The organism is Parcubacteria group bacterium, assembly GCA_016181765.1.
GTDB lineage: Bacteria > Patescibacteriota > Patescibacteriia > UBA2169 > UBA2169 > CG10-46-32.
In genome coordinates this window covers 42805-61992 of record JACOYR010000005.1, presented here as the reverse complement: position 1 = coordinate 61992, position 19188 = coordinate 42805, and the positions used below count along the sequence as shown (strand labels likewise).

22 protein-coding genes and 1 tRNA gene are annotated in these 19188 nt (G+C 52.2%); 11 read left to right on the top strand and 12 right to left on the bottom strand.

The annotated features are described in order from the left end of the window. Nucleotides 1-3: 3 nt before the first annotated feature. Both HYT31_04330 and HYT31_04325 read right to left on the bottom strand, forming a co-directional pair. A complete protein-coding gene (locus tag HYT31_04330) occupies nt 4-204 on the bottom strand; it encodes a hypothetical protein (GenBank protein ID MBI2051001.1) in 201 nt (66 codons plus the stop codon). 3 nt (nt 205-207) lie between these two features. After that, complete coding sequence (locus tag HYT31_04325; protein ID MBI2051000.1) at nt 208-693, bottom strand: Hsp20/alpha crystallin family protein; 486 nt, start codon at nt 691-693, stop codon at nt 208-210. Nucleotides 694-936: 243 nt separating this feature from the next. On the opposite strand from HYT31_04325, the gene HYT31_04320 reads away from it, so the two are divergent. The 3 genes from HYT31_04320 to tsaD all read left to right on the top strand — a co-directional run bounded on the left by HYT31_04320 (nt 937) and on the right by tsaD (nt 3007). Next, nucleotides 937-1011 (top strand) — tRNA-Glu (locus tag HYT31_04320). Nucleotides 1012-1292: 281 nt separating this feature from the next. Continuing rightward, on the top strand, nt 1293-1880 hold the full coding sequence (locus tag HYT31_04315; GenBank protein ID MBI2050999.1) for an RlmE family RNA methyltransferase: 588 nt from the start codon (nt 1293-1295) through the stop codon (nt 1878-1880). Further along, on the top strand, nt 1877-3007 hold the full coding sequence (gene tsaD, locus HYT31_04310) for a tRNA (adenosine(37)-N6)-threonylcarbamoyltransferase complex transferase subunit TsaD (GenBank protein MBI2050998.1): 1131 nt from the start codon (nt 1877-1879) through the stop codon (nt 3005-3007). The genes HYT31_04315 and tsaD overlap by 4 nt, the downstream gene beginning before the upstream one ends. A 50-nt stretch (nt 3008-3057) precedes the next feature. On the opposite strand, the gene HYT31_04305 is transcribed toward tsaD, so the two are convergent. From HYT31_04305 to HYT31_04270, 8 genes are all read right to left on the bottom strand, one after another. Beyond that, nucleotides 3058-3396 carry a hypothetical protein gene (locus tag HYT31_04305; GenBank protein MBI2050997.1) on the bottom strand — a complete coding sequence of 113 codons (339 nt, stop codon included), beginning with the start codon at nt 3394-3396 and terminating at the stop codon, nt 3058-3060. Between the two features lie 4 nt (nt 3397-3400). Next, nucleotides 3401-3700, bottom strand: a complete 300-nt coding sequence (locus tag HYT31_04300; GenBank protein ID MBI2050996.1) for a helix-turn-helix transcriptional regulator — start codon at nt 3698-3700, stop codon at nt 3401-3403. Next, nucleotides 3693-4058 carry a type II toxin-antitoxin system RelE/ParE family toxin gene (locus tag HYT31_04295; GenBank protein MBI2050995.1) on the bottom strand — a complete coding sequence of 122 codons (366 nt, stop codon included), beginning with the start codon at nt 4056-4058 and terminating at the stop codon, nt 3693-3695. The genes HYT31_04300 and HYT31_04295 overlap by 8 nt, the downstream gene beginning before the upstream one ends. A gap of 35 nt (nt 4059-4093) precedes the next feature. Next, a complete protein-coding gene (locus tag HYT31_04290; protein MBI2050994.1) occupies nt 4094-4747 on the bottom strand; it encodes a hypothetical protein in 654 nt (217 codons plus the stop codon). A gap of 280 nt (nt 4748-5027) precedes the next feature. Further along, on the bottom strand, nt 5028-5975 hold the full coding sequence (locus HYT31_04285; protein MBI2050993.1) for a hypothetical protein: 948 nt from the start codon (nt 5973-5975) through the stop codon (nt 5028-5030). Between the two features lie 5 nt (nt 5976-5980). Continuing rightward, nucleotides 5981-7438, bottom strand: a complete 1458-nt coding sequence (locus HYT31_04280; GenBank protein ID MBI2050992.1) for a hypothetical protein — start codon at nt 7436-7438, stop codon at nt 5981-5983. Next, the gene (locus tag HYT31_04275) at nt 7435-7725 is read right to left on the bottom strand and encodes a hypothetical protein (GenBank protein ID MBI2050991.1); all 291 of its coding nucleotides are present in this window, start codon (nt 7723-7725) and stop codon (nt 7435-7437) included. The genes HYT31_04280 and HYT31_04275 overlap by 4 nt, the downstream gene beginning before the upstream one ends. Nucleotides 7726-7728: 3 nt before the next feature. Then, nucleotides 7729-8067: a hypothetical protein gene (locus HYT31_04270; protein MBI2050990.1), complete on the bottom strand. Its 339-nt coding sequence runs from the start codon at nt 8065-8067 to the stop codon at nt 7729-7731. Between the two features lie 100 nt (nt 8068-8167). On the opposite strand from HYT31_04270, the gene HYT31_04265 reads away from it, so the two are divergent. The 4 genes from HYT31_04265 to HYT31_04250 all read left to right on the top strand — a co-directional run bounded on the left by HYT31_04265 (nt 8168) and on the right by HYT31_04250 (nt 12068). Beyond that, nucleotides 8168-8386 (top strand): hypothetical protein, encoded by a 219-nt coding sequence (locus HYT31_04265; protein MBI2050989.1) that lies wholly within the window; start codon nt 8168-8170, stop codon nt 8384-8386. Continuing rightward, nucleotides 8383-9054, top strand: a complete 672-nt coding sequence (locus HYT31_04260; GenBank protein ID MBI2050988.1) for a nucleotidyl transferase AbiEii/AbiGii toxin family protein — start codon at nt 8383-8385, stop codon at nt 9052-9054. The genes HYT31_04265 and HYT31_04260 overlap by 4 nt, the downstream gene beginning before the upstream one ends. Nucleotide 9055: 1 nt before the next feature. Then, nucleotides 9056-11740 carry a valine--tRNA ligase gene (locus HYT31_04255; protein ID MBI2050987.1) on the top strand — a complete coding sequence of 895 codons (2685 nt, stop codon included), beginning with the start codon at nt 9056-9058 and terminating at the stop codon, nt 11738-11740. Between the two features lie 103 nt (nt 11741-11843). Further along, the gene (locus HYT31_04250) at nt 11844-12068 is read left to right on the top strand and encodes a hypothetical protein (protein MBI2050986.1); all 225 of its coding nucleotides are present in this window, start codon (nt 11844-11846) and stop codon (nt 12066-12068) included. Between the two features lie 97 nt (nt 12069-12165). Here the strand turns inward: HYT31_04250 and HYT31_04245 are convergent, their stop codons facing one another. Beyond that, nucleotides 12166-13896, bottom strand: a complete 1731-nt coding sequence (locus HYT31_04245; GenBank protein ID MBI2050985.1) for a type II/IV secretion system protein — start codon at nt 13894-13896, stop codon at nt 12166-12168. Nucleotides 13897-14026: 130 nt separating this feature from the next. Further along, on the bottom strand, nt 14027-15418 hold the full coding sequence (gene dnaA / locus HYT31_04240; protein ID MBI2050984.1) for a chromosomal replication initiator protein DnaA: 1392 nt from the start codon (nt 15416-15418) through the stop codon (nt 14027-14029). A 130-nt stretch (nt 15419-15548) separates the two neighbouring features. Between dnaA and rpmF the strand changes: the two genes are divergently transcribed. From rpmF to HYT31_04220, 4 genes are read left to right on the top strand one after another with little or no spacing between them, the layout of a single operon-like run. Continuing rightward, entirely contained in the window at nt 15549-15734 is a 186-nt protein-coding gene (gene rpmF / locus HYT31_04235) for a 50S ribosomal protein L32 (protein ID MBI2050983.1), read from the top strand. Nucleotides 15735-15738: 4 nt separating this feature from the next. Further along, nucleotides 15739-16218, top strand: a complete 480-nt coding sequence (nusB, locus tag HYT31_04230; protein ID MBI2050982.1) for a transcription antitermination factor NusB — start codon at nt 15739-15741, stop codon at nt 16216-16218. 9 nt (nt 16219-16227) lie between these two features. Beyond that, a complete protein-coding gene (rnc, locus tag HYT31_04225; GenBank protein MBI2050981.1) occupies nt 16228-16917 on the top strand; it encodes a ribonuclease III in 690 nt (229 codons plus the stop codon). A 28-nt stretch (nt 16918-16945) separates the two neighbouring features. Next, complete coding sequence (locus HYT31_04220; protein ID MBI2050980.1) at nt 16946-19177, top strand: AAA family ATPase; 2232 nt, start codon at nt 16946-16948, stop codon at nt 19175-19177. Nucleotides 19178-19188: the final 11 nt, after the last annotated feature.

Sequence of the window (19188 nt, the reverse complement as noted above, 5' to 3'; positions counted from 1 at the left end):
ACGTTATGCGGTATGTAATAGTTGGTTCAACAGTTCGCGCCCTTGCGCGTCCGGCACGCTCTCCCCGGCCGGCACCACCACGATCTGGCAGTCGCCGCCCTGGGCCAATGCCTTGGGAATGGCGGATGAATCCAAAGCCACTGACGTGCCGTCAGGCAACGCCAGGCGATACATTCCTGCATGGTGCACCACCTTTGCCTGCATACCCTACTCCTCTTTCACGCGCACGGAAATGCTCTTGGACTTGCGCGCCCGCGGCAAGCGCACAACGAGCACCCCGTTCTTGAGGCTTGCGGACACCTTGTCCGCCTCCACCTCAACCGGCAGGATGATGGAGCGCGAAAATCCGCCCCAGTAGCACTCCTGGTAATAGTGGTCTGAAACGGAATCCTCTTTTTCCTGGGAACGCTGGCCGCGGATGGTGAGCATGTCGTTGTTGATGGCAATGTCTATATCCTCGGGCTTGACCCCCGCTATGGTAGAAACCACCACCACCTCGCTCTCGGTGCCGTACACGTCAACCGAGAGCTGGCCCTCGTAGTTTTCATCAAGCCAGCCCTTCTCTTTTTCGCCGCCTTTGCCCGCGGATGCGGAATCGGAATCGCGTTCCAGCCCCCCTTCCCCGGAGCCTGCCGCCACCTCCTCTTCTTCCCCCTCCTTGATGCCAATCAATTTGTTGAGAAAATGCACCATAGCTCTTGCGGTTAATGCGTAACTCCCGTAAGTATACTAAAAAAATCCTCCCGCAACAATAGCAATTTGACCAAAAACCAAAAACTTTGTATACTCGCTATGTTCTTGGATTTTCTCTCCGGATTTTTCCTTGGGCTCGCGTACTCGCGAGTTAAGGAAAAATCCGAAAGGAAGAGGCGGGCCGAGGCTGGAGTGGGCTGCGTAAGCAGCACACGTAAGCCGAAGCCCCGACTCTGACGCCGCGCCGCTATCGTCTAATGGTTAGGACGCCAGGTTTTCATCCTGGTAATCGGGGTCCGATTCCCCGTAGCGGTACCAAATTTTTACTGTCAAGATGATTTTTGCACAGTTGTGGATGAGCGCTGATTGACGCAAAACCATTGCCTGGCCTGGCTCGCGGACCCATTCCGCGCAACAGGCGCGCAGAGGAGATAATCGTTATGATTATTTTCCAAGATGACGAAGAAGGCGCAGGCGATGGCACGGATGAAGGCGCTGGCGAAGAAGGTGAAGGCGGCGACGCTTAAGACGACCTAACAACAAAAGCCCTGGCGCACGCTGGGGCTTTTGTTGTCCCCGGGCCGTGGTATAGTACTGGTATGGTAAAACCATTCATTCCCAATGACGCATACGCGCGGAAGGCCCGCTCCGAAGGGTATTTGGCGCGCAGCGCCTACAAGCTTAAGGCAATCGCTGACAAGTACGCCCTCATACGCCCCGGGAATGCGGTGCTTGATTTGGGCGCATCTCCCGGCTCATGGCTGCAGGTGGCAAGCGAGCTGGTGGAAACGTCCGGCCGCGCGGTCGGGGTTGATATTTCACCCATCGCGTACCGCGCAAAAAACGTGGTTGCGCTGCAGGAGGATATTCTCTCTCCTGGCTTAAGCGGCATGTTGGCGGACTATGGGCCATTTGACGCAATACTCTCTGACGCTGCCCCGAACACGAGCGGCATCAAAGACCGGGATCAGGCAAAGTCCTTAGAATTGGTTGAACGCAGCCTGGAGCTTGCGGCAACGCATCTCGCGGCAGGAGGCAGCCTGGTTGCCAAACTCTTCCAGAGTTCTGAAACCAAAAACTTGATGAAACGCGCTGAACGCATGTTCAAGCAGGTACGCCTCTACAAGCCAAAAGCCTCGCGGGAACGCAGTTTTGAAACCTACCTCGTCTGCATCAACAAACTATGATGATACTGGGTATTGAAACCTCATGCGATGATACGGGTGTTGCCCTGGTGGAAGCCAGAGGCGGTAAATTTTACGTACGAAAAAATGTGATCATCTCCCAGGCAAAGCTGCACAACAAGTACGGCGGCGTGGTGCCCGAGCTTGCGGCGCGCAACCATTTGAAAAATATCATTCCCGCGGTTCATGAGGCACTCGGCAACACCAAACCATCCGCGCTTGATGCAATCGCTGTGACCAGAGGCCCGGGCCTCGTGACCTCATTGCATGTTGGCGTTGAAACCGCAAAAACCCTTTCTCTCGCCTGGAGCGTGCCCCTGGTTGGCACGAACCACATGGAAGGCCACATCTACTCCGTGCTATTGCCTCCCCCTCCTGTACACAGGAGGGGGTCAGGGGGTGGTTTCGGCGCTACCGCAAAAATCAAATTCCCCGCGGTTGCTTTGATTGTTTCGGGCGGGCACACAGAATTGATTCTCATGCCCGGCCACGGAGAGTACCAACTCCTCGGCAAAACACGGGACGATGCCGCGGGCGAAGCGTTTGACAAAGCCGCGTTCATGCTCGGCCTTCCTTATCCCGGGGGACCTTCTATTTCCAAAGCGGCAGAAAAAGGCGACTCGGAGAGTTTTGAGATTCCTAGGCCCATGATTGAACGGAATGATTGCGAGTTTTCTTTCTCCGGCATGAAAAACGCCATTAGGTTGTTGGTTGAAGGTCTCAAATCAACCCGTCATCCTGGAGGCCGCGCAGCGGACGATAGGATCTCCGCGAACAATCCACGGGATTCTATCGCCGCGAATACGCGGCTCCAGAATGACATCGTAGCTGACTTGGCAGCCTCCATCCAGCAGGCAATCGTTGATATCCTCATCACCAAATCCCTGATTGCAATCGCACAAACCAAACCCAAGACTTTCATTCTCGCGGGCGGCGTTGCGGCAAATACAGAATTGAGAACTCAACTGGAAAAAAAACTTCCTAAGAACACCAATCTGTTTATCTCTCCGCTTTCCTACTCCCAGGACAACGGCGCCATGATTGCCGTTAGCGCGTACCGCAAAATCGCAAAAAAACAGTTTGACGATCCCGCCAAACTGACCGCGAATGCGCACTGGGAGCTGGTGTAGCTGTCAAATCTTCCGCACCACTCCCCGCTCCGCATCCACCTCCACCTATCTCACCTTGTTTTTGTTTTCCTATCCCTATTCAGCCACACAATCGCATCGGGAGCCATATCAAATGCAGGCGACATATTCTTCTTTGAGGTATCGAAGTGGGCTATTTTGAGATGCTTAACCAACGCGAGTTTCCCGTTTTTCATTTTTTCAACCTGCCTATACTTTTTATTCCGGTACACGATTCTCAACCGTTTGGTGTCTTCATCAATCCATCGCAGTTCCTGTTTGGTTTTATACTCTTCGCGAGCCACGTAGCAGTGTCCATAGATTTTTTTGCGTTCATCAAAATGCACTTCAGCGAGCCGCCCATTGACAATGGCAAAACTCCAGGCACTCATACTACTACCCGAACGAAACATTCAAATCTTTCCCGAACGCATCCGCAATTCGCTGGAGCATGCCAAGCGTGAAGTTCTGGTTTCCCGCCTCCATGCGCGCCACATTGCTCTGGGTGGTGCCGAGCTTTTTGGCGAGCTGAGCCTGGCTCATGCGCGCCTTTTTGCGCATCAAGAGCAGGTTGTACGAAATCTCCAGTTGCTTGCCGAACTCGTCGTAATAGCGCTTGAATACGGGATTTTTTAAATCCTTGGCCAACATCTCCTGCCAATCGGTTGCCTTGAATTTTTTATCATTCTTATTCATATAGTTGCGGATTATTTATAACATCATAATAATTTTCAACGGCTTTTTTAATTTCACTTTCCGGCGCTTTCGGCGTCTTTTTGGTATAGCCATGCAATAAAATAATGGTCTTTTTGATAAATGTGAAGTAAAAAATTCTGTGGCGATTGTTGGAAAAATCAACTCGCAGTTCTCTAATTTTACCGGTTATATGCCGCGAGTATGGTTCATCTAAATATCCTTCGCATAACCGCAAATATTCAACATACTTTTTAACTTTACCTCTGCTCTTACTGTCGAGATTTTCCACATATTCAACCGTCGGTTCTTCTCCTGTCCGGCTGTTCATGTAGTATCTAATTTTGTATTCCTCCTCCATAAGTATATATCGTAAATGATATAGTGTCAAGGCTGTTAAAGTTTCCTCACAATCCCCTTTTCCGCATCCACCTCAATCCGGTCCCCGTCTTTGAGCACCTGGGTCGCGATTTTAGTGCCGATAATGCAGGGCTTTTTCATCTCGCGGGCCGTGATGGCTGCATGCGAAAGAATGCCACCCGCGTCCGTGACAAAAGCCGCGGCTTTGTGCATTAAGGGCAAAAACTCGGGCCTGGTTGAACCGGAAATCAAAATATCGCCTTCGTTGAACCCTTTTGACAAACGCGGGTCAAGAACAATCCTCGCCACCCCTAACACCTTACCGCCGAAAGCCGTTACCCCTTTCACCGATGAGGCCTTGCTGCCTGCGTGCACCAACCGTTCAATTGCATTAACGTTCCTGCCGGTAAAAAATTTGAATTCCTTGCGGTCACGCAGGAGCGCTGCTTTCGTATTTCTCTGTTTTAGTTCCTGCTCTTTAGGCAGTGTCCCGGCAATAAAATAACGCTGCAACTCCTCTTTGGTCAAACAGAGTAATGACATGTAATGATACTTCGTCTGTTTTGCCAACAGTTTTGCGAAACTAACCATAAAATCTTCTGTTCGGTTCAGAACCGGCTCCGCCGCCAGGCGAGCAGCCTCTAAATCCGGCAAATACTTCTTGAGTAAATCTTCCTGCAAATAGTCCACGACATACTTGATGTTTATATGCGGCTGGTAGTAAACCAGCAGTCGCCGCCAAAACTCGTCATAGATTTGGATAAATAATTGCCCAGCCTGTCCCTGTCCGATTGCCGCATCCAGCCAGAACTGCGGCCCCCAGACACAAAAACAATTGACTGCGTTTTAAACGGCCGGCCGCCGAACTTGATTTCTCTGGTGTACTGTTCAATAAAATGAGTGCTACTCAAAAAACTCCATCTCCCATCGTAGATTTTAGTCCAATCATTGTGTTTGAAAGAGTGAATGTTCATAGCGTGGTTATGGGCCGGGACTGCAGAATGTAGAGCTTGCCGCCTTCCAAAGCCCATTCAATATCCTGCGGATGCTGGTAGTGTTTTTCAATTTTCGCGCACAGCTTGGCAAGCTCAATAATTTTCGGACCAGCTAACTTTTGTTTTTCCTGTTTTGCTTTTGGCACGCTCACGGTTTTGAGACCTCCGGTTGTGCCTTTAATGACCATCATCTTTTCCTGTTTTGCAATAGAAACATCCATAATCAACTCATCTTTCTTATCAATCACATACGAGTCAGGCGTTATTGATCCGGACACAATGGCCTCGCCCAAGCCGTAGCCTGCCTCAATGATCATTTGGTTGCGGTCCTCGGTTACTGGATGCACAGTAAATGTGATGCCCGAGACTTCGGAATTGATCATTTTCTGCACCACTACGGCCACGCTCACTTTGGTTTTAAGAAGTTTCTTCTCGTGGCGGTAAAAAATGGCCCGCGGCGTAAACAGGGATGACCAGCAGGTTTTAACCTGCTCCAAAAGGTTCTTCTTGGTGACGAACAGGTATGTTTCCAGCTCCCCTGCCCAGGACGCGGTTTTGGAATCTTCCGCGGTCGCGCTGGAGCGGACCGCCATGTACTTGGCGTCCAGATCCTTCGCTGCGCTCAAGATGACAGAACCCACATCTTTCGGCATTTCAGTACCACGGATGATGTCCCGAATCACGTTTGAAGCGCGGTCAATCGCGTTCGTGTCCTTATAATTAACTTTGTCCAGCTCCCCTTGAATGTCATCCACAATATCCGCCTCCTCGACAAAACGGTCAAAGGTGCTGGCCAACACTACAAATCCGGGCGGCACAGCCAAACCAGCTTGCGACATTTCCCCAAGAGACGCGCCCTTGCCGCCGGCCGCAGCGACTGATGATTTATTTATTTTATTGAAGGGTAAAATTAAATTTTGCATATTTTTTACTTAATTTTTATTACTTCGCCTTTTTCTGCATCCACTTCTATTATATCCCCATCTCGCAAAACCTTAGAGGCAATCTTGGTGCCAATGATGCAGGGCTTTTTCATTTCTCGCGCCACAATGGCCGCGTGCGAGGTGATACCGCCAATATCAGTCACAAAGGCTGCCGCCTTGGCCATGGCCGGTAAATACTGCGGAATCGTTTGCGCGGCCACCAAAATATCGCCTTTGATTATTTTATGGATATCGCTGACATTATTAATTATTTTGACCATGCCCCTCACCTTGCCTGATGAAGCCACAAAACCCTTTATAACTTTAGCTGTGCTCGTTTCCCCGGTTTTAGGCGTATGCTTTTTAACAAAGGCGTCCGCTTGGCTGCCTAAAAAAACTTCCAGCTTATCAAAAGTCTTTATATGGACTACGGATTTATCAAAACGCTGTCTTAATATTTGCGGGCTGGGAATTTTTTTAGTCCGTAAAGCTGCCAAGAACTCCTGCGGCAAAAGAGAATATAAATCATTCACTGGCGCGCCTAGTTGCCGCGACAGCGCATTTACCGCTTGATTGAGGGCGTAAAAAGTTAAAAACATTAAATCCGCCCGATAAGCTTTAATGCCGTTAAAATCCCGGGCAACAGTAAAGAGCCGCTTCTCGGCCGCGGACAAATGCAGCTCCTGCATCAACCGCGCCTGGCGCAATATCTGGCCGCGCCGATCAACCGCCATAGTTAAATTTTTTCGCTCCGCAACGTTTTTTGAAAGTTTTTCTAACTGTTGCATTAAATCTTCTTTAGTTAAGGCCGGACCGCGGTGGCCATAATTCAGCCAGCAATATTTTTTGAGATATTTGTTCAAAGCCGCGTCCGTTGGCTTATTTTTAACTAGCTTCAATAATTCCTTCTTAGCAGCCAGTGTATAAGTCGACATGTCTGACTGCACTAAAATGGCAATATACTCTCCCAACGACCGCTTAAGACGATGTTGGCTTATTTTCTCATTAACAATCGTGTCTAATTTTTGTGACAAACGGTTATGTTCTAAATCAGACATTACCGCTCCCAAACCCAGAGCGCAAAGCTGATAAAATAACTCAAAAATTTCCATCCAGCGGCGGACCGGCAATTGGCCTTTTTTAATTTCTCTTAACGCAGCGTAACATTGGCCATAAAGACGGCTACCGACTATTTTAGAGCGGCTAACTATTTTACGGCTAAATGATTTATCTTTGGTGATTTTTTGCGCTACTCTTTCGCTTACAGCGTCAAACATTTTGGCATTACAATACCAGCGCTCATCACCTTTTACAAAAATCATCCAGTGGTCATAAAAATACGGCATCCCAAAAAAATGTTTAAACATGGGGTGCGCAAAAGCCCGACCATTAAGCAAAATGGAAAGGTAATTTATGTGCGTCTCCTCGTGGGCGAATAAATATTTGTCGCTTAATTTACTCATACATTCTTGCGCGCCAATAACGCAAAAGGTAAACAATAATCTTCTAACTCTTTAGGTGTCACTTGGTATTGTTCTCCGTCTTTAACCAAATCAGCCACCACCTCGCGCAATAAATCAGTTTCCGCATTGCCGGCCGAAGCTTGCAGCATTTCTAAAACTCTTTCGAAAGATTGCCTGGCGGCTGGACGATTATTCTTCTCTTCCCATATCCGCGCGCGCGTAATTTCACTGCCGATATTACCCATCTTTTGCGGCCAAGACATAGATTGCCATTTTTGTATATCCATAATCTAGACAATTAAACGCGTCACAATACCTTTGATCTTTTCGCGAATCATCAGATCCTGAATCTCCATTGATCGATTACCAACGCGTGGTCGAATGTTTATAAGTGAAACGAAAGCAATCAAACTTTCATCATTATTATCAGGATAAATATTGATGCCCCACAAATTTTCCTGCTTTGAGCCGTGTTCTAATAAAACCGCCTCGGCTTCGCAGTGCCACTCCCCGCCTAACGCCATAGAGCCTTGTTTTATGTCCACTACCGCCTTAACCATATCGCCAAAGCTGGCTTGAGCCGACTGGCGAACTTTTTCACGACTTATTTTGTCTCTAATAACTGTAATTTCCATATCATCAGTCTAGTCTGAAAAGGCCAAAAAATCAACCAAACATCTTAAGCATCGACATTGTTTTATAGCTTGAAATATGATAAAATTCAACTATATGAAGCACCCCTATAACCGCCAAAAAACTTCAGCCGTCTGGGACTATGACATCAGCGCCGCGGACTTTTCCGACCCTTGGGTCATGCGCTGGTACTTAGCGCGCCGGATCAACTGGGGCGACTGGAAAGGGCTGCGGAAGGCAGACATCAAAAAACATCTCCCGCGGCTTTCCCTTGCGCCGGGAATGAAAAAATTTTTAACGCGCGCGCTCGCATGAAACTCACCGCCCTGCAAAACCAGCTCCTTGCCGCCATCGGCCAAAGCGATTTGGCGAACTATTTTTATTGGACCGGCGGCACGTTGCTCTCCGCCCACTACCTGCATCACCGCGAGTCCGAAGATTTGGATTTTTTTTCCGATGACTTGATTGCCGAAGAAGTTGTGCTGATGACAATGCAACGCATTAAGCGTTCACTTAAACTAGCGGGCTTAAGCCAGCGGACCCATCTGAACCGGCAACAGTACCAACTGAAAAAAGGCGGCAAAACACTCAAGATTGAATTCGTCTATTTCCCGTTTCCGGCGATTATGAAGCCAAAAAAGGTTGCGCCCTGGCCGGTGCGCGTCGCACAGCTCAAAGACATTGCCGCAAACAAGATATTCGCGCTCTACGAACGCGGCGAACCAAAAGACGCGGTTGATCTTTTCTACATTGCCGAAAAAAAATCATGGGGCATCAAACAACTCACCGCGCTGGCGAGTAAAAAATTCGGCATTGACATTGACCAGGCAAAACTCGCGAGCCAGGCTTTTGCGGCTGCCGCGAAACTCTCCGCAATCAAGCCGCTCCTTACGAAAGAAAAAAATCTCGCGCGCCTGAAACAGAGCATAGAAGCACTGTTCAGCTCCGCCGGTAAAACGTACCTCTCAACCCTCCTCGCCTAATATGCCCGACAAAAACATCCCAAAAGCGTACGAGCCGCAAAAGGTTGAAGATGGCCTCTATAAAAAGTGGGAGGATTCGGGTTTGTTTCGTCCTGATATGAACGCTCGCGGCAAGCCGTTTTCCATTGCCATGCCCCCGCCAAACGCGACCGGCACCCTCCACTTGGGGCACGCGGTGATGCTCGCTCTTGAAGACATCATGATCCGGCATGCGCGCATGAATGGGCGCAAGACGCTCTGGGTGCCGGGCACTGACCATGCGTCCATCGCAACCGAGAACAAAGTGGAAAAAAACCTGCTGGAAAAAAAGGGAAAAACCAAGCAGGAACTGGGGCGTGAAGCGTTCCTGAAAGAGGTTGAATCGTTTGTCGCGGACTCCCAGAGCACCATCAAAAACCAGGTGCGGAAAATGGGCGCGTCCTGCGACTGGTCGCACGAACGATATACTTTAGATGAAGGCCTCTCGCGAACTGTTTCGGAAGTGTTCATCAAAATGCACAATGACGGGCTGATTTACCGCGGCCACCGGATTGTGAACTGGTGCACGCGCTGCCAAAGCACGCTCGCTGATGACGAGGTGGAATACAAAGAACAGTATGCGCCCTTCTACTACCTCAAGTACGGACCTGTTGTGATTGGTACGGCCCGTCCGGAAACCAAAGTGCTTGATAAGGTGATTATCGTTCATCCTGATGATAAGCGGTACAAGAAGTATATTGGAAAGACATTGGACGTGCCTTGGATTGACGGCACCGTAAAGGCCGCGTTTGTCGCGGACATTGCCGCTGACATGGATTTCGGTTCCGGCGCCATGACCATCACTCCGGCGCACAGCTTTGTGGACTTTGAGTTGGCGCAAAAGCACGGATTTGAAATCAAGCAGATCATCGGGCCGGACGGAAAATTGACCAAGAACAGCGGCGCGTTCGCGGGCATGTTGGTTGCGGAAGCGCGCGAGGCAATCGTCAAGGCCCTGCAGAAGAAAGGCCTGGTGGAAAAAATTGACGAGAACTACGTGCATAACCTTTCCGTGTGCTACCGCTGTGATACCCCGGTTGAGCCGCTCGTGAGCGAGCAGTGGTTTGTTGATGTGGATAAAAAAATTCCCGCACAAAAGACGTCACTCAAGGAAATGGCCATCCGCGCCGTGAAATCCGGGGATATTGAAATCATCCCTGATAGGTTCAACAAAACATACTTCCACTGGATGGAGAATCTGCATGACTGGTGCATCTCGCGCCAAATCTGGTTCGGGCACCGCATTCCGGTGTGGTACTGCTCCGGCGACGACAAACATCAATGTAAATTGGAATGTAAAAATCCGATTATACAAATTGAACAACCAAAAGCCTGCCCGCACTGCGGTTCCAAAATGTTGCGTCAAGATCCGGATACTCTTGATACCTGGTTCTCGTCCGCGTTATGGACATTTTCAACCTTGTTGGATGCGCCCAAAAAAAACGATACCCTGGACTCATGGATCAAACGCAACAAAAAGAAGGGCGCTGACCTGGCCACGTTCCATCCCACGAGTATTATGGAAACCGGGTATGACATCCTGTTCTTTTGGGTTGCTCGCATGATCTTGATGACCACGTATGCGCTCGGGGAAGTGCCGTTCAAAAAAGTGTACCTCCACGGCCTGGTGCGCGACCAAAAGGGGCGCAAGATGTCCAAATCCTTGGGAAACGGCATTGACCCCTTAGACATGATCGCGCAGTACGGCGCGGACGCGACTCGCCTCTCCTTGGTGATCGGAACCACGGTCGGGAACGACACGCGGCTCTACGAAGAAAAAGTCGCCGGCTACCGGAACTTTGTAAACAAAATCTGGAACATCTCGCGGTTTATTTTGATGCATCAGAGCGTCAAAGCCACGGGAAGCGTCCACGCCGCTACACCCACCTTGGCTGACCAGTGGATTGAATCTCGCTTGCAGAATTTGATTGCGGACGTGGATCAGTACTTTGAACGGTTTGAATTTTCGGCAGCCGGGGAAAAAATCTATAACTTCCTCTGGCACGAGCTTGCGGACTGGTATTTGGAAATTTCAAAACAGCAATCGCACACCATTGCTCCAGCTATTTTGCTTGACGGCCTCAAGCTCTTGCACCCGTTTACCCCTTTTGTAACCGAAGAGATTTATCAGCTCTTGAAAAAAGAAAAACTGGTTGATGCGGACGACAAATTTCTGGCTGGCTCACCGTGGCCCAAGGCGCAACCCAAGCTAGCCAAACCAAAAATTGAAGAAAACTTTACAGCGCTCCAGGAGCTTGTGACATCCCTGCGCGACCTGCGCGCCAAGCACAACCTTCCCTACGCAGAAATTTTGGACGCAGCCATCACCACGGCAACATATAAAAACCTGTTCCAAGAACAGGAGCTTGTCGTTGAGCGGCTCACCAAAATCCGCATCCAAGTACTGCCCACCAAGCCCGCGGGACAAGAGGAATACGTCCGGGTGCACACTAGCTCGTTTGACATCTACCTCAAAATCGGCAAAGATCATCTGCACGATCAAGAAGCCCGACTGGCAAAGGCGCGAAAAAATCTTGAGCAGTACATCACTGGCCTGGAAGCAAAGCTCTCCAATAAGCAGTTTACCAAAAACGCGCCCAAAGCCGTGGTAGAACAAAAAAAGAAAAAACTCAAAGACGCACGGAGTAAACTAGAAAAAAATGGCTAGTATCAGTCTTTTTATTTGACAATTACGGAACTACGGCCTATACTTTTGGCTGTAGTTTGGGTTCATTGATTCTACACACAGCGCACCCATGGGGAGGTGAACTATGCCGTACTATCGGTACAAAGGCGCGCATGGGGGCGCAGACGAACTCACGGTCATTGAGGACAAAAGCATGTTCGTCAAGGACCGCGACGGCAGGTGGTCGCCGGGGTTTGAGTTCATTGACAGCCACACCGTGAAGGCCCACCCCTTCATCATAGATGCGCTCCTGGAGGACGCAGAGCGCATCTGGGCCCTGGATGAGGTCCTCGCGGCCCTGGAGGGCTAGTAGCGCCACGCAAACCGCGCAGGCTGCGGGTTTGACCGCTCGCCGCGCACCACAAGGAGTTCAGTTGCCCTTAAAGCTGAACTCCTTCTTTTTTTGTCTATTCCGTGACCCTAAACACCTCCTCAACCGTGGTAATGCCGTCCGCGGCTTTGAGTATGCCGTCCTGCACCATGGTGAGCATGCCCGCTTTTTGGGCGGCGAGCTTGACATCGTTCTCGGAAATGTTGCCCGCAAGGATCAGCTTCTCAATGTCCGGAGTGATGGTGAAAATTTCAAAAATGCCGATCCTGCCTTTGTACCCGCTCGCGTGGCACGCATTACACCCGCGGCCGCGATAGAACGCCGCGCCCGCAAGGTCAATGGATGCACCCGCGGTTGCGGGAATGGTTTTAGCAACCTCAAACACGCGCGAGAGCGTTGCGCTGTCCAAATCAACCTTCTCTTTGCATTTTTCGCATATCTTGCGCACCAGCCTCTGGCCGATGACAGCGTTGACCGCCGGGGAGAGCAGAAACGGCTTAACGCCGATCGCCAAAAACCGCGGAATGGCGCCGGACGCCTCATTTGTGTGCAGGGTGGAGAGCACCAAATGCCCGGTGAGCGCGGCATTGATGGCTGTGTCCGCGGTTTCCAAATCCCGTATTTCTCCGACCATGACCACGTCCGGGTCCTGCCGCAGGATGGAACGCAAACCTTTTGCGAAATCATAGTCCCGCGACTTGTCTATCTGGCTCTGGTTAATGCCCTCCAACTTGTACTCAATGGGGTCTTCCAGGGTGATGATTTTTGTTTCCTCGTCATTGAGCTTATTGAGGATGGCGTAGAGCGTGGTGGTTTTTCCGCTTCCGGTTGGGCCGGTCGCGAGGATCATGCCGTTCGGCCGCTCCACCTCGCGCTTAAGATCGTTGAACGATTTACCGCGCAAGCCAAGGTCCTCAAACTGCAAACCAACCGCGCTTGAGCGCAGGAGGCGCATGACCACGCTCTCCCCGTACGACGTGGGGATCGTGGACACGCGGATGTCCAGCTTATCATTGGGCAGTTCAATGGAGATGCGGCCGTCCTGGGGCTTGTCCGTAATGTTGATCTTGAGGCGGGAGAGCAGTTTGATGCGGGAGATGAGATGCTCCCACACCTCGCGCGAAAGCTCTGCTTGCTCGTGCAGGACCCCATCCAGCCTGAACCGGAGCTTAATCCCCTTTTCCTCGGCCTCAATGTGTATGTCAGAGGCTTCAGCCGCAACGGACGCAGCCAGGATAATGGTCATCACATCGGTAAGGGGAATTTTAGAAAGCTTCTCGGGCAGGGATGAAAGGTCGCGAACATCAGCCTCGTACTTTGATAAGTCATCCGCAGTTATGGCAACCGCCTTTTGCGGCTTTGGTTTTTTGGGAATCCGGTCATACTCATGGAGCGCTTTTGTGAGGCTGTCCTCGGAAATCAGATACAGTTTCGCTTCCGCATAGTGCTTTGCGGCGAGCTCGCCCATCTTCTGCCGAACCGCATCCGAGGGATTGGTGGAAGCCATGCGCAACTGGCCCGCGCGGTTCAAAAATACGGCCGAGGACAACGCTTGCATCTCTTCCCGGGAAAGCAAGGGCAGGGCCTCGCGGTCAATGGGTGAACTGGCAAAATCAATATACCCCAAACCGAGCTCCCGGGCCTTTTGCGCGATTTCACGCTCTATGCCCGCATGCTCTATCTGCCCGATTTTCTCCGAGAGCTGCTGTTCGGCGCCTTCGTCCTGGCTCTGTTCCGCGAGCTCGTCCGGTTGCGGGGCGTTTTGTTTTTTGAGGAGGTCCTCAATGGATGGGTTATTCTGAGACATACGGACTTAGAGGAGCCGCGTGTGCGGACAATTCACCCAGGGTGCCCCTGTCCGAGTTACGCCTCGGACAGGGGCGGGTTCCCTGCTGAATTGGGAGCACACGCGGCTCCGACACAATCATCAATCTTACCTATCCATTATACAACCGTTGGCGAATTGAGCCAATGTCCTGGCGCACGCGCTCGTCGCTGTCAAAGTCGCGCTTGATTTTGGCGTACGCGTGCATGGCCGTGGTGTGGTCGCGGCCGCCGAGCTCGTTGCCGATGGTCGGGTACGAGGCGTCCATCTCTTCGCGCATCAAAAACATGGTAATCTGCCGCGGCACCACGAGCTCCTTGCGCCGGGATTGCCCCGTGAGGTCATCTAGTGAAATATCAAAGTATTCAGACACGATTTTGAGGAGCTCCCGCGAGCTCACGGTGCCCCTGCGCTGGCTCAAGGTAATGGACGCAACAACCTCGCGCGCCACATCCATGTTCGGCTCAATGTTGTGCAGCTCGCAGTGCGCGAGCAGCTTGTTCAGAGCGCCCTCAAGCTCGCGCACGTTGCTCTGGATGTGGCTCGCCAAAAACCGCAGCGCCTCCTCGGACAGCACAATTCCCCGCTCCTTGCTCTTGGATGCGAGAATCGCGGTGCGCGTCTCCAAATCCGGGCTTGAGATGTCCGCGATCATGCCCCACTCAAACCGCGAAATGAGCCGCTCCTCAAGCGCGGGAATGGCTTTAGGCGGCCGGTCCGAGGTAAGTACAATCTGCCGGTGCGAGTCCCGCAGGATGTTGAACACGTGGAAAAACTGCTCCTGGGTCTGCTCTTTGCCGCCAATGAATTGAATGTCATCCACCAAGAGCAGATCCGGAGTCCGGTACTTCTGCTTGAACTCTTCCACGGTGCCGCTGTGCAATGAGCCCACGTAATCGTTGGTGAACTGCTCTCCGGAGATGTAGAGAATCTTGAGCGACGGGTTGGTGCGCGCGAGCTCGTTGCCCACGGCGAGCATGAGGTGCGTTTTGCCCAAGCCCACGCCTCCGTACAAAAACAGGGGATTGTACTTGGTGCCCGGCTCTTTGGCGACCCGCACGCTTGCCGCATACGCGAGCTCATTGCCTTTTCCCACCACGAAGTTCGCAAAAATATACCGCGGGTTGAAAGCCGGCGCCGCCCCGGACGTCCGGGAGGATGCGGCAGCAACAGGGGAGAGCGCATATTCCGAAGCAGGATCAGCCTCGGCTTGCGGCGCAGAAACCAAAGACACGAGCTGCGCCGCGCGCCGAGGGGATGTTTCAACCTTATACTCAATCCGCCCAATCCGGTTCTCGGTGATATTCTGGAGCACCTTGAGGATGGATTTGTGGTATTTGTTCTCAAGCCACGCTTTGGTGAAATTGTTGGGCACCGCGACCACTACTTGATCCTCATTCCACTCAACGATAAAGGTGTTACGAAACCAAGTCGTAAAGTGCACCTTGGAAACCGAGAGTTCCAGTTCCCCGAGGGTTGCTTGCCAGAGTTGTTCCGGATTCATAGGGGCGTTTTAGACGGTTTCTACTATATCACACTTTGTGCGGCTGTAAAATGAAACAACATGCGCACAAGGTGTGGGTAGCCTGGGGATACTTGCAAAAAGAAAAAATATTCAGTATAGTACCCATACTATGTCAGTACCTCCCAAACGAAGAACCAGCTCCCACGGCAAACGCCGCGCCTCGCACCACGCGCTCAAACCGAGCGCGCTTTCGGCATGCGCGGGCTGCGGCGCGTTCGTCCTGCCCCACCGGGTGTGCCCGCAATGCGGCGAGTACCGCAAAGTTTCCAAGGCATCCCCCATAACGAAGTCCTAGTAGTATGTCCAACAGGCACCTCGCCAGAACCATTGCCATGCAAAGCCTGTATGAATGGGATTTTCACGGAAAAGAGGATAACGCGCTTGGCCGTATAACGGAAAAAAACCTGGTGAATTTGGCGCCCGGGCTCGCTGACCAGGATTTTGCGCGCAACCTCGCTGCCGGCGTTGAAAAAAACAGGGCCGAGATAGACAAGACCATTGAGGGGTACGCACCCGAGTGGCCTCTTGAACAAATAACGGTCGTTGACCGAAACGTGCTTCGCATTGGCATCTACGAACTCACGCTGGATACCGCCATTCCGCCGAAAGTCGCCATCAACGAAGCCATTGAGCTCGCCAAGTCGTTCGGAGGGGGCGCTTCCGGAAAATTCGTCAACGGCGTTTTGGGCTCCATTTACAAAGACATGGCGGCGCAGAACCACCCCAAGGTGGCGAACGACGCGCCGCGGAAAGTGGAACAAAAAGACGTTAAGGAGTAACTGAACGGTATGCACGACCTGTCCCCCCTAGAAGATTCATTAGGCGTACGATTCAACAACTCAAGGCTCTTGCAACAGGCTTTGGTTCATAGGTCGTACCTGAACGAAAACCCGTCGTTTGAGCTTGACCACAATGAGCGCCTTGAATTCCTGGGAGACGCGGTATTGGAATTGGTGGTGACCGAGCACCTCTACGGCCGCTACCCGAACCCCGAGGGCGAACTCACCAACTGGCGCGCCGCGCTCGTGAACTCAACCACGCTCGCCGCCTCCTCCCGCGAAGCGGGCCTTGAAGAGTACCTCTACCTTTCCAAGGGGGAGAGCAAAGACGCAAATGCCAAAGCGCGCAACTACATACTGGCAAATGCCATGGAAGCGGCCATCGGGGCCGTCTACCTTGACCAGGGGTACGAGAGCGCGAAACAATTCGTAGAAAAATACATCATTTCAAAACTCCCGGACATCCTTCTCCATAAGCTGTACCGGGACCCCAAAACCGCGTTCCAGGAAGCGTCCCAAGAAAAACTTTCGGCAACGCCCACGTACCATGTAACGAGCGAGAGCGGGCCGGACCACAACAAGCGCTTTACGGTCGCCGTAAAAATCGGGGGTCATGAAATCGCTCAAGGGTCGGGCACCTCAAAGCAGGAAGCCGAGACCGCGGCAGCGCACGCGGGCCTTGCCGCAAAGGGCTGGTGACCGCTGCCGGAGGACAAAAACAAAAGCCATGTACCTAGAGAAACTTGAACTACAAGGATTTAAATCGTTTGCGCACAAGGCGGTCCTAGAGTTCCCGGTGCGGTCGGCCGGAGCGCATTCCCCGGGAATCGCCGCCATCGTGGGGCCGAACGGCAGCGGCAAATCCAACACCGCGGACGCGGTGCGCTGGGTGCTGGGCGAGCAGAGCTTAAAGCTCTTGCGCGGCAAGAAAAGCGAAGACGTGATCTTCTCGGGTTCCGCAAAACTCGCGCGTTTGGGTTTTGCCGAAGTCGCCCTCTACCTGAACAATGAGGACAAAAAAACGGACGTTGAGTACGAAAAACTGGTCATCAAGCGCCGCGTATACCGAGATGGCACGGGCGAGTACCGCATCAACAATTCCAAAGTGCGCCTGGCGGATATCCAGCTCCTGCTCGCGCAAGCAAACTTCGGGGGCCGTTCCTACAGCGTCATCGGACAAGGGATGACCGACGCAATCCTCTCCGCGTCCCCGTTTGAGCGGAAAAATTTTTTTGACGAGGCGACCGGGGTTAAGCAGTTCCAAATCAAGCGCGGAAGCGCAGTAAGCAAAATCAAGGCTACTGAAGAGAATCTCGCCGAGGTGCGGGGATTGATCCGGGAAATTTCCCCGCGCGTCAAGCTGCTTGCGCACCAGATGGAAAAACGCAAAAAACGCGAACAGCTCTCAAAAGAGCTCGCGATACTCCAGACAAGCTACTACGGCTCGCTCTGGCACGATACCGCAACCAAGCGCGAGGCCCTGCGGGACCGGAAGCGCGGCATTGAAAAAGACCACCTCGCGCTCGCCAAAAAACTTTCCGAACTACAGAACCGGCTTGCCAAACTGGAAAAAGAGCAAAAGAGCGCCGTGGTGGGGGGGTACGACAAGGTGCAATCCGCGTACCGCGAGTCCCTCGCCAAGAAAAACGAGGTTACCGGAGCGCTTGCCGGGATCAAGCGCGAGCTTGAAGTTCTTAAGCGCGTGGAAAAAGAGCACCCAACAGGCATTGACGCCGAAAAGCTCGTTGCGAGCGCGCGGCGGCACGTTTCTTTTTTGGAAGCGTTCGGACGCGCCTCGTCGCTTGCCGAATTCAAGGCGCTCAAAGCGAAAGCCGCCTCCCTCGCGGCCGAGCTCAAAAGCGTTCTCAATGAAACGAACGCGGGTACCTCGCGGATTTCGGAAAAAATTTCCGAACTTACCCGGAACATCGCAGCGCTGCACGGCGACCTCACGAGAGCCGAACAGGAAGTTGCGGAAAAACAGAATCTGGTGGACAAGCTCAGGCACGCCGAGTCAAAAGCGACCACCGACGTGTTTGAAACCCAGCGGAAGTACCAGGAGCTCCAGAGGGACTTGCACCAGGCGGCGGCGCATGCAAGCGCCATTGACGTTGAGGCCGCGAAAGTTGAAACCCGCAGCCTTGACCTCCAGAGCGAAATTGACCGCGAAGTTGCGCGCGATCTGTGCATCGCCATCAAAAACTACCATCCCGGTCCGGGCGCGCAAAGCGGCGTTGCGTGGGAAAAAATTGCCGCCATCAAGAGTGAGCTGGAAATGATCGGCGGGATTGAAGAGTCAGCGGACAGCGAGTACCGCGAAGCAAAAAAACGGCACGACTTCCTGGTTCTGCAGCTTAAGGATTTGGACACGGGGCTTGAAAAAACAAAACGCGCGCTTCTTGAACTGGACGCAACCATTGAAAAACAATTCACCAGCGCATTCCAAAAAATTGAAGCCGGATTCAGCGAGTATTTCAAAACGCTGTTCAATGGCGGTTCCGCAAAGCTCGTAATGTACAAACAGAACGAGCTGGAGATGCTTTCCGAGGACCTGGCTGCCGGGCTTACCAAAAAAGAACAAGAGAGCCTGGCGCAGAGCGTAAAAACAGGCATTGAGATCAAGGCATCGCCCCCGGGCAAAAAAGTAAGCTCCATAAGCGTGCTCTCGGGCGGTGAGCGCGCGCTCACCTCAATCGCCTTAATCTGTGCCATCATCCGCGCCAACCCCTCGCCGTTCGTGGTGCTGGACGAGGTGGATGCGGCGCTGGACGAGGCGAATAGCGAACGCTTTGCCCACATTCTGGCAACACTCTCGCGCGACACCCAGTTCATCGCCATCACGCACAACCGCGCCACCATGGAGCAATCAAGCATCCTCTATGGGGTAACCATGGGAGACAACGGCGTCTCCAAACTCCTGTCCGTTGACCTGGAAAAAGCGCTCGCGAGCGTTGCTTGACAGGAATACGG

Excerpts from the sequence above, each read along its gene's own strand:
- HYT31_04330 (MBI2051001.1), bottom strand. The coding sequence starts at position 204 with ATGCAGGCAAAGGTGGTGCACCATGCAGGAATGTATCGCCTGGCGTTG.
- HYT31_04325 (MBI2051000.1), bottom strand. The coding sequence starts at position 693 with ATGGTGCATTTTCTCAACAAATTGATTGGCATCAAGGAGGGGGAAGAA.
- HYT31_04315 (MBI2050999.1), top strand. The coding sequence starts at position 1,293 with ATGGTAAAACCATTCATTCCCAATGACGCATACGCGCGGAAGGCCCGC.
- tsaD (MBI2050998.1), top strand. The coding sequence starts at position 1,877 with ATGATGATACTGGGTATTGAAACCTCATGCGATGATACGGGTGTTGCC.
- HYT31_04305 (MBI2050997.1), bottom strand. The coding sequence starts at position 3,396 with ATGAGTGCCTGGAGTTTTGCCATTGTCAATGGGCGGCTCGCTGAAGTG.
- HYT31_04300 (MBI2050996.1), bottom strand. The coding sequence starts at position 3,700 with ATGAATAAGAATGATAAAAAATTCAAGGCAACCGATTGGCAGGAGATG.
- HYT31_04295 (MBI2050995.1), bottom strand. The coding sequence starts at position 4,058 with ATGGAGGAGGAATACAAAATTAGATACTACATGAACAGCCGGACAGGA.
- HYT31_04285 (MBI2050993.1), bottom strand. The coding sequence starts at position 5,975 with ATGCAAAATTTAATTTTACCCTTCAATAAAATAAATAAATCATCAGTC.
- HYT31_04280 (MBI2050992.1), bottom strand. The coding sequence starts at position 7,438 with ATGAGTAAATTAAGCGACAAATATTTATTCGCCCACGAGGAGACGCAC.
- HYT31_04275 (MBI2050991.1), bottom strand. The coding sequence starts at position 7,725 with ATGGATATACAAAAATGGCAATCTATGTCTTGGCCGCAAAAGATGGGT.
- HYT31_04265 (MBI2050989.1), top strand. The coding sequence starts at position 8,168 with ATGAAGCACCCCTATAACCGCCAAAAAACTTCAGCCGTCTGGGACTAT.
- HYT31_04260 (MBI2050988.1), top strand. The coding sequence starts at position 8,383 with ATGAAACTCACCGCCCTGCAAAACCAGCTCCTTGCCGCCATCGGCCAA.
- HYT31_04255 (MBI2050987.1), top strand. The coding sequence starts at position 9,056 with ATGCCCGACAAAAACATCCCAAAAGCGTACGAGCCGCAAAAGGTTGAA.
- HYT31_04250 (MBI2050986.1), top strand. The coding sequence starts at position 11,844 with ATGCCGTACTATCGGTACAAAGGCGCGCATGGGGGCGCAGACGAACTC.
- HYT31_04245 (MBI2050985.1), bottom strand. The coding sequence starts at position 13,896 with ATGTCTCAGAATAACCCATCCATTGAGGACCTCCTCAAAAAACAAAAC.
- dnaA (MBI2050984.1), bottom strand. The coding sequence starts at position 15,418 with ATGAATCCGGAACAACTCTGGCAAGCAACCCTCGGGGAACTGGAACTC.
- rpmF (MBI2050983.1), top strand. The coding sequence starts at position 15,549 with ATGTCAGTACCTCCCAAACGAAGAACCAGCTCCCACGGCAAACGCCGC.
- nusB (MBI2050982.1), top strand. The coding sequence starts at position 15,739 with ATGTCCAACAGGCACCTCGCCAGAACCATTGCCATGCAAAGCCTGTAT.
- rnc (MBI2050981.1), top strand. The coding sequence starts at position 16,228 with ATGCACGACCTGTCCCCCCTAGAAGATTCATTAGGCGTACGATTCAAC.
- HYT31_04220 (MBI2050980.1), top strand. The coding sequence starts at position 16,946 with ATGTACCTAGAGAAACTTGAACTACAAGGATTTAAATCGTTTGCGCAC.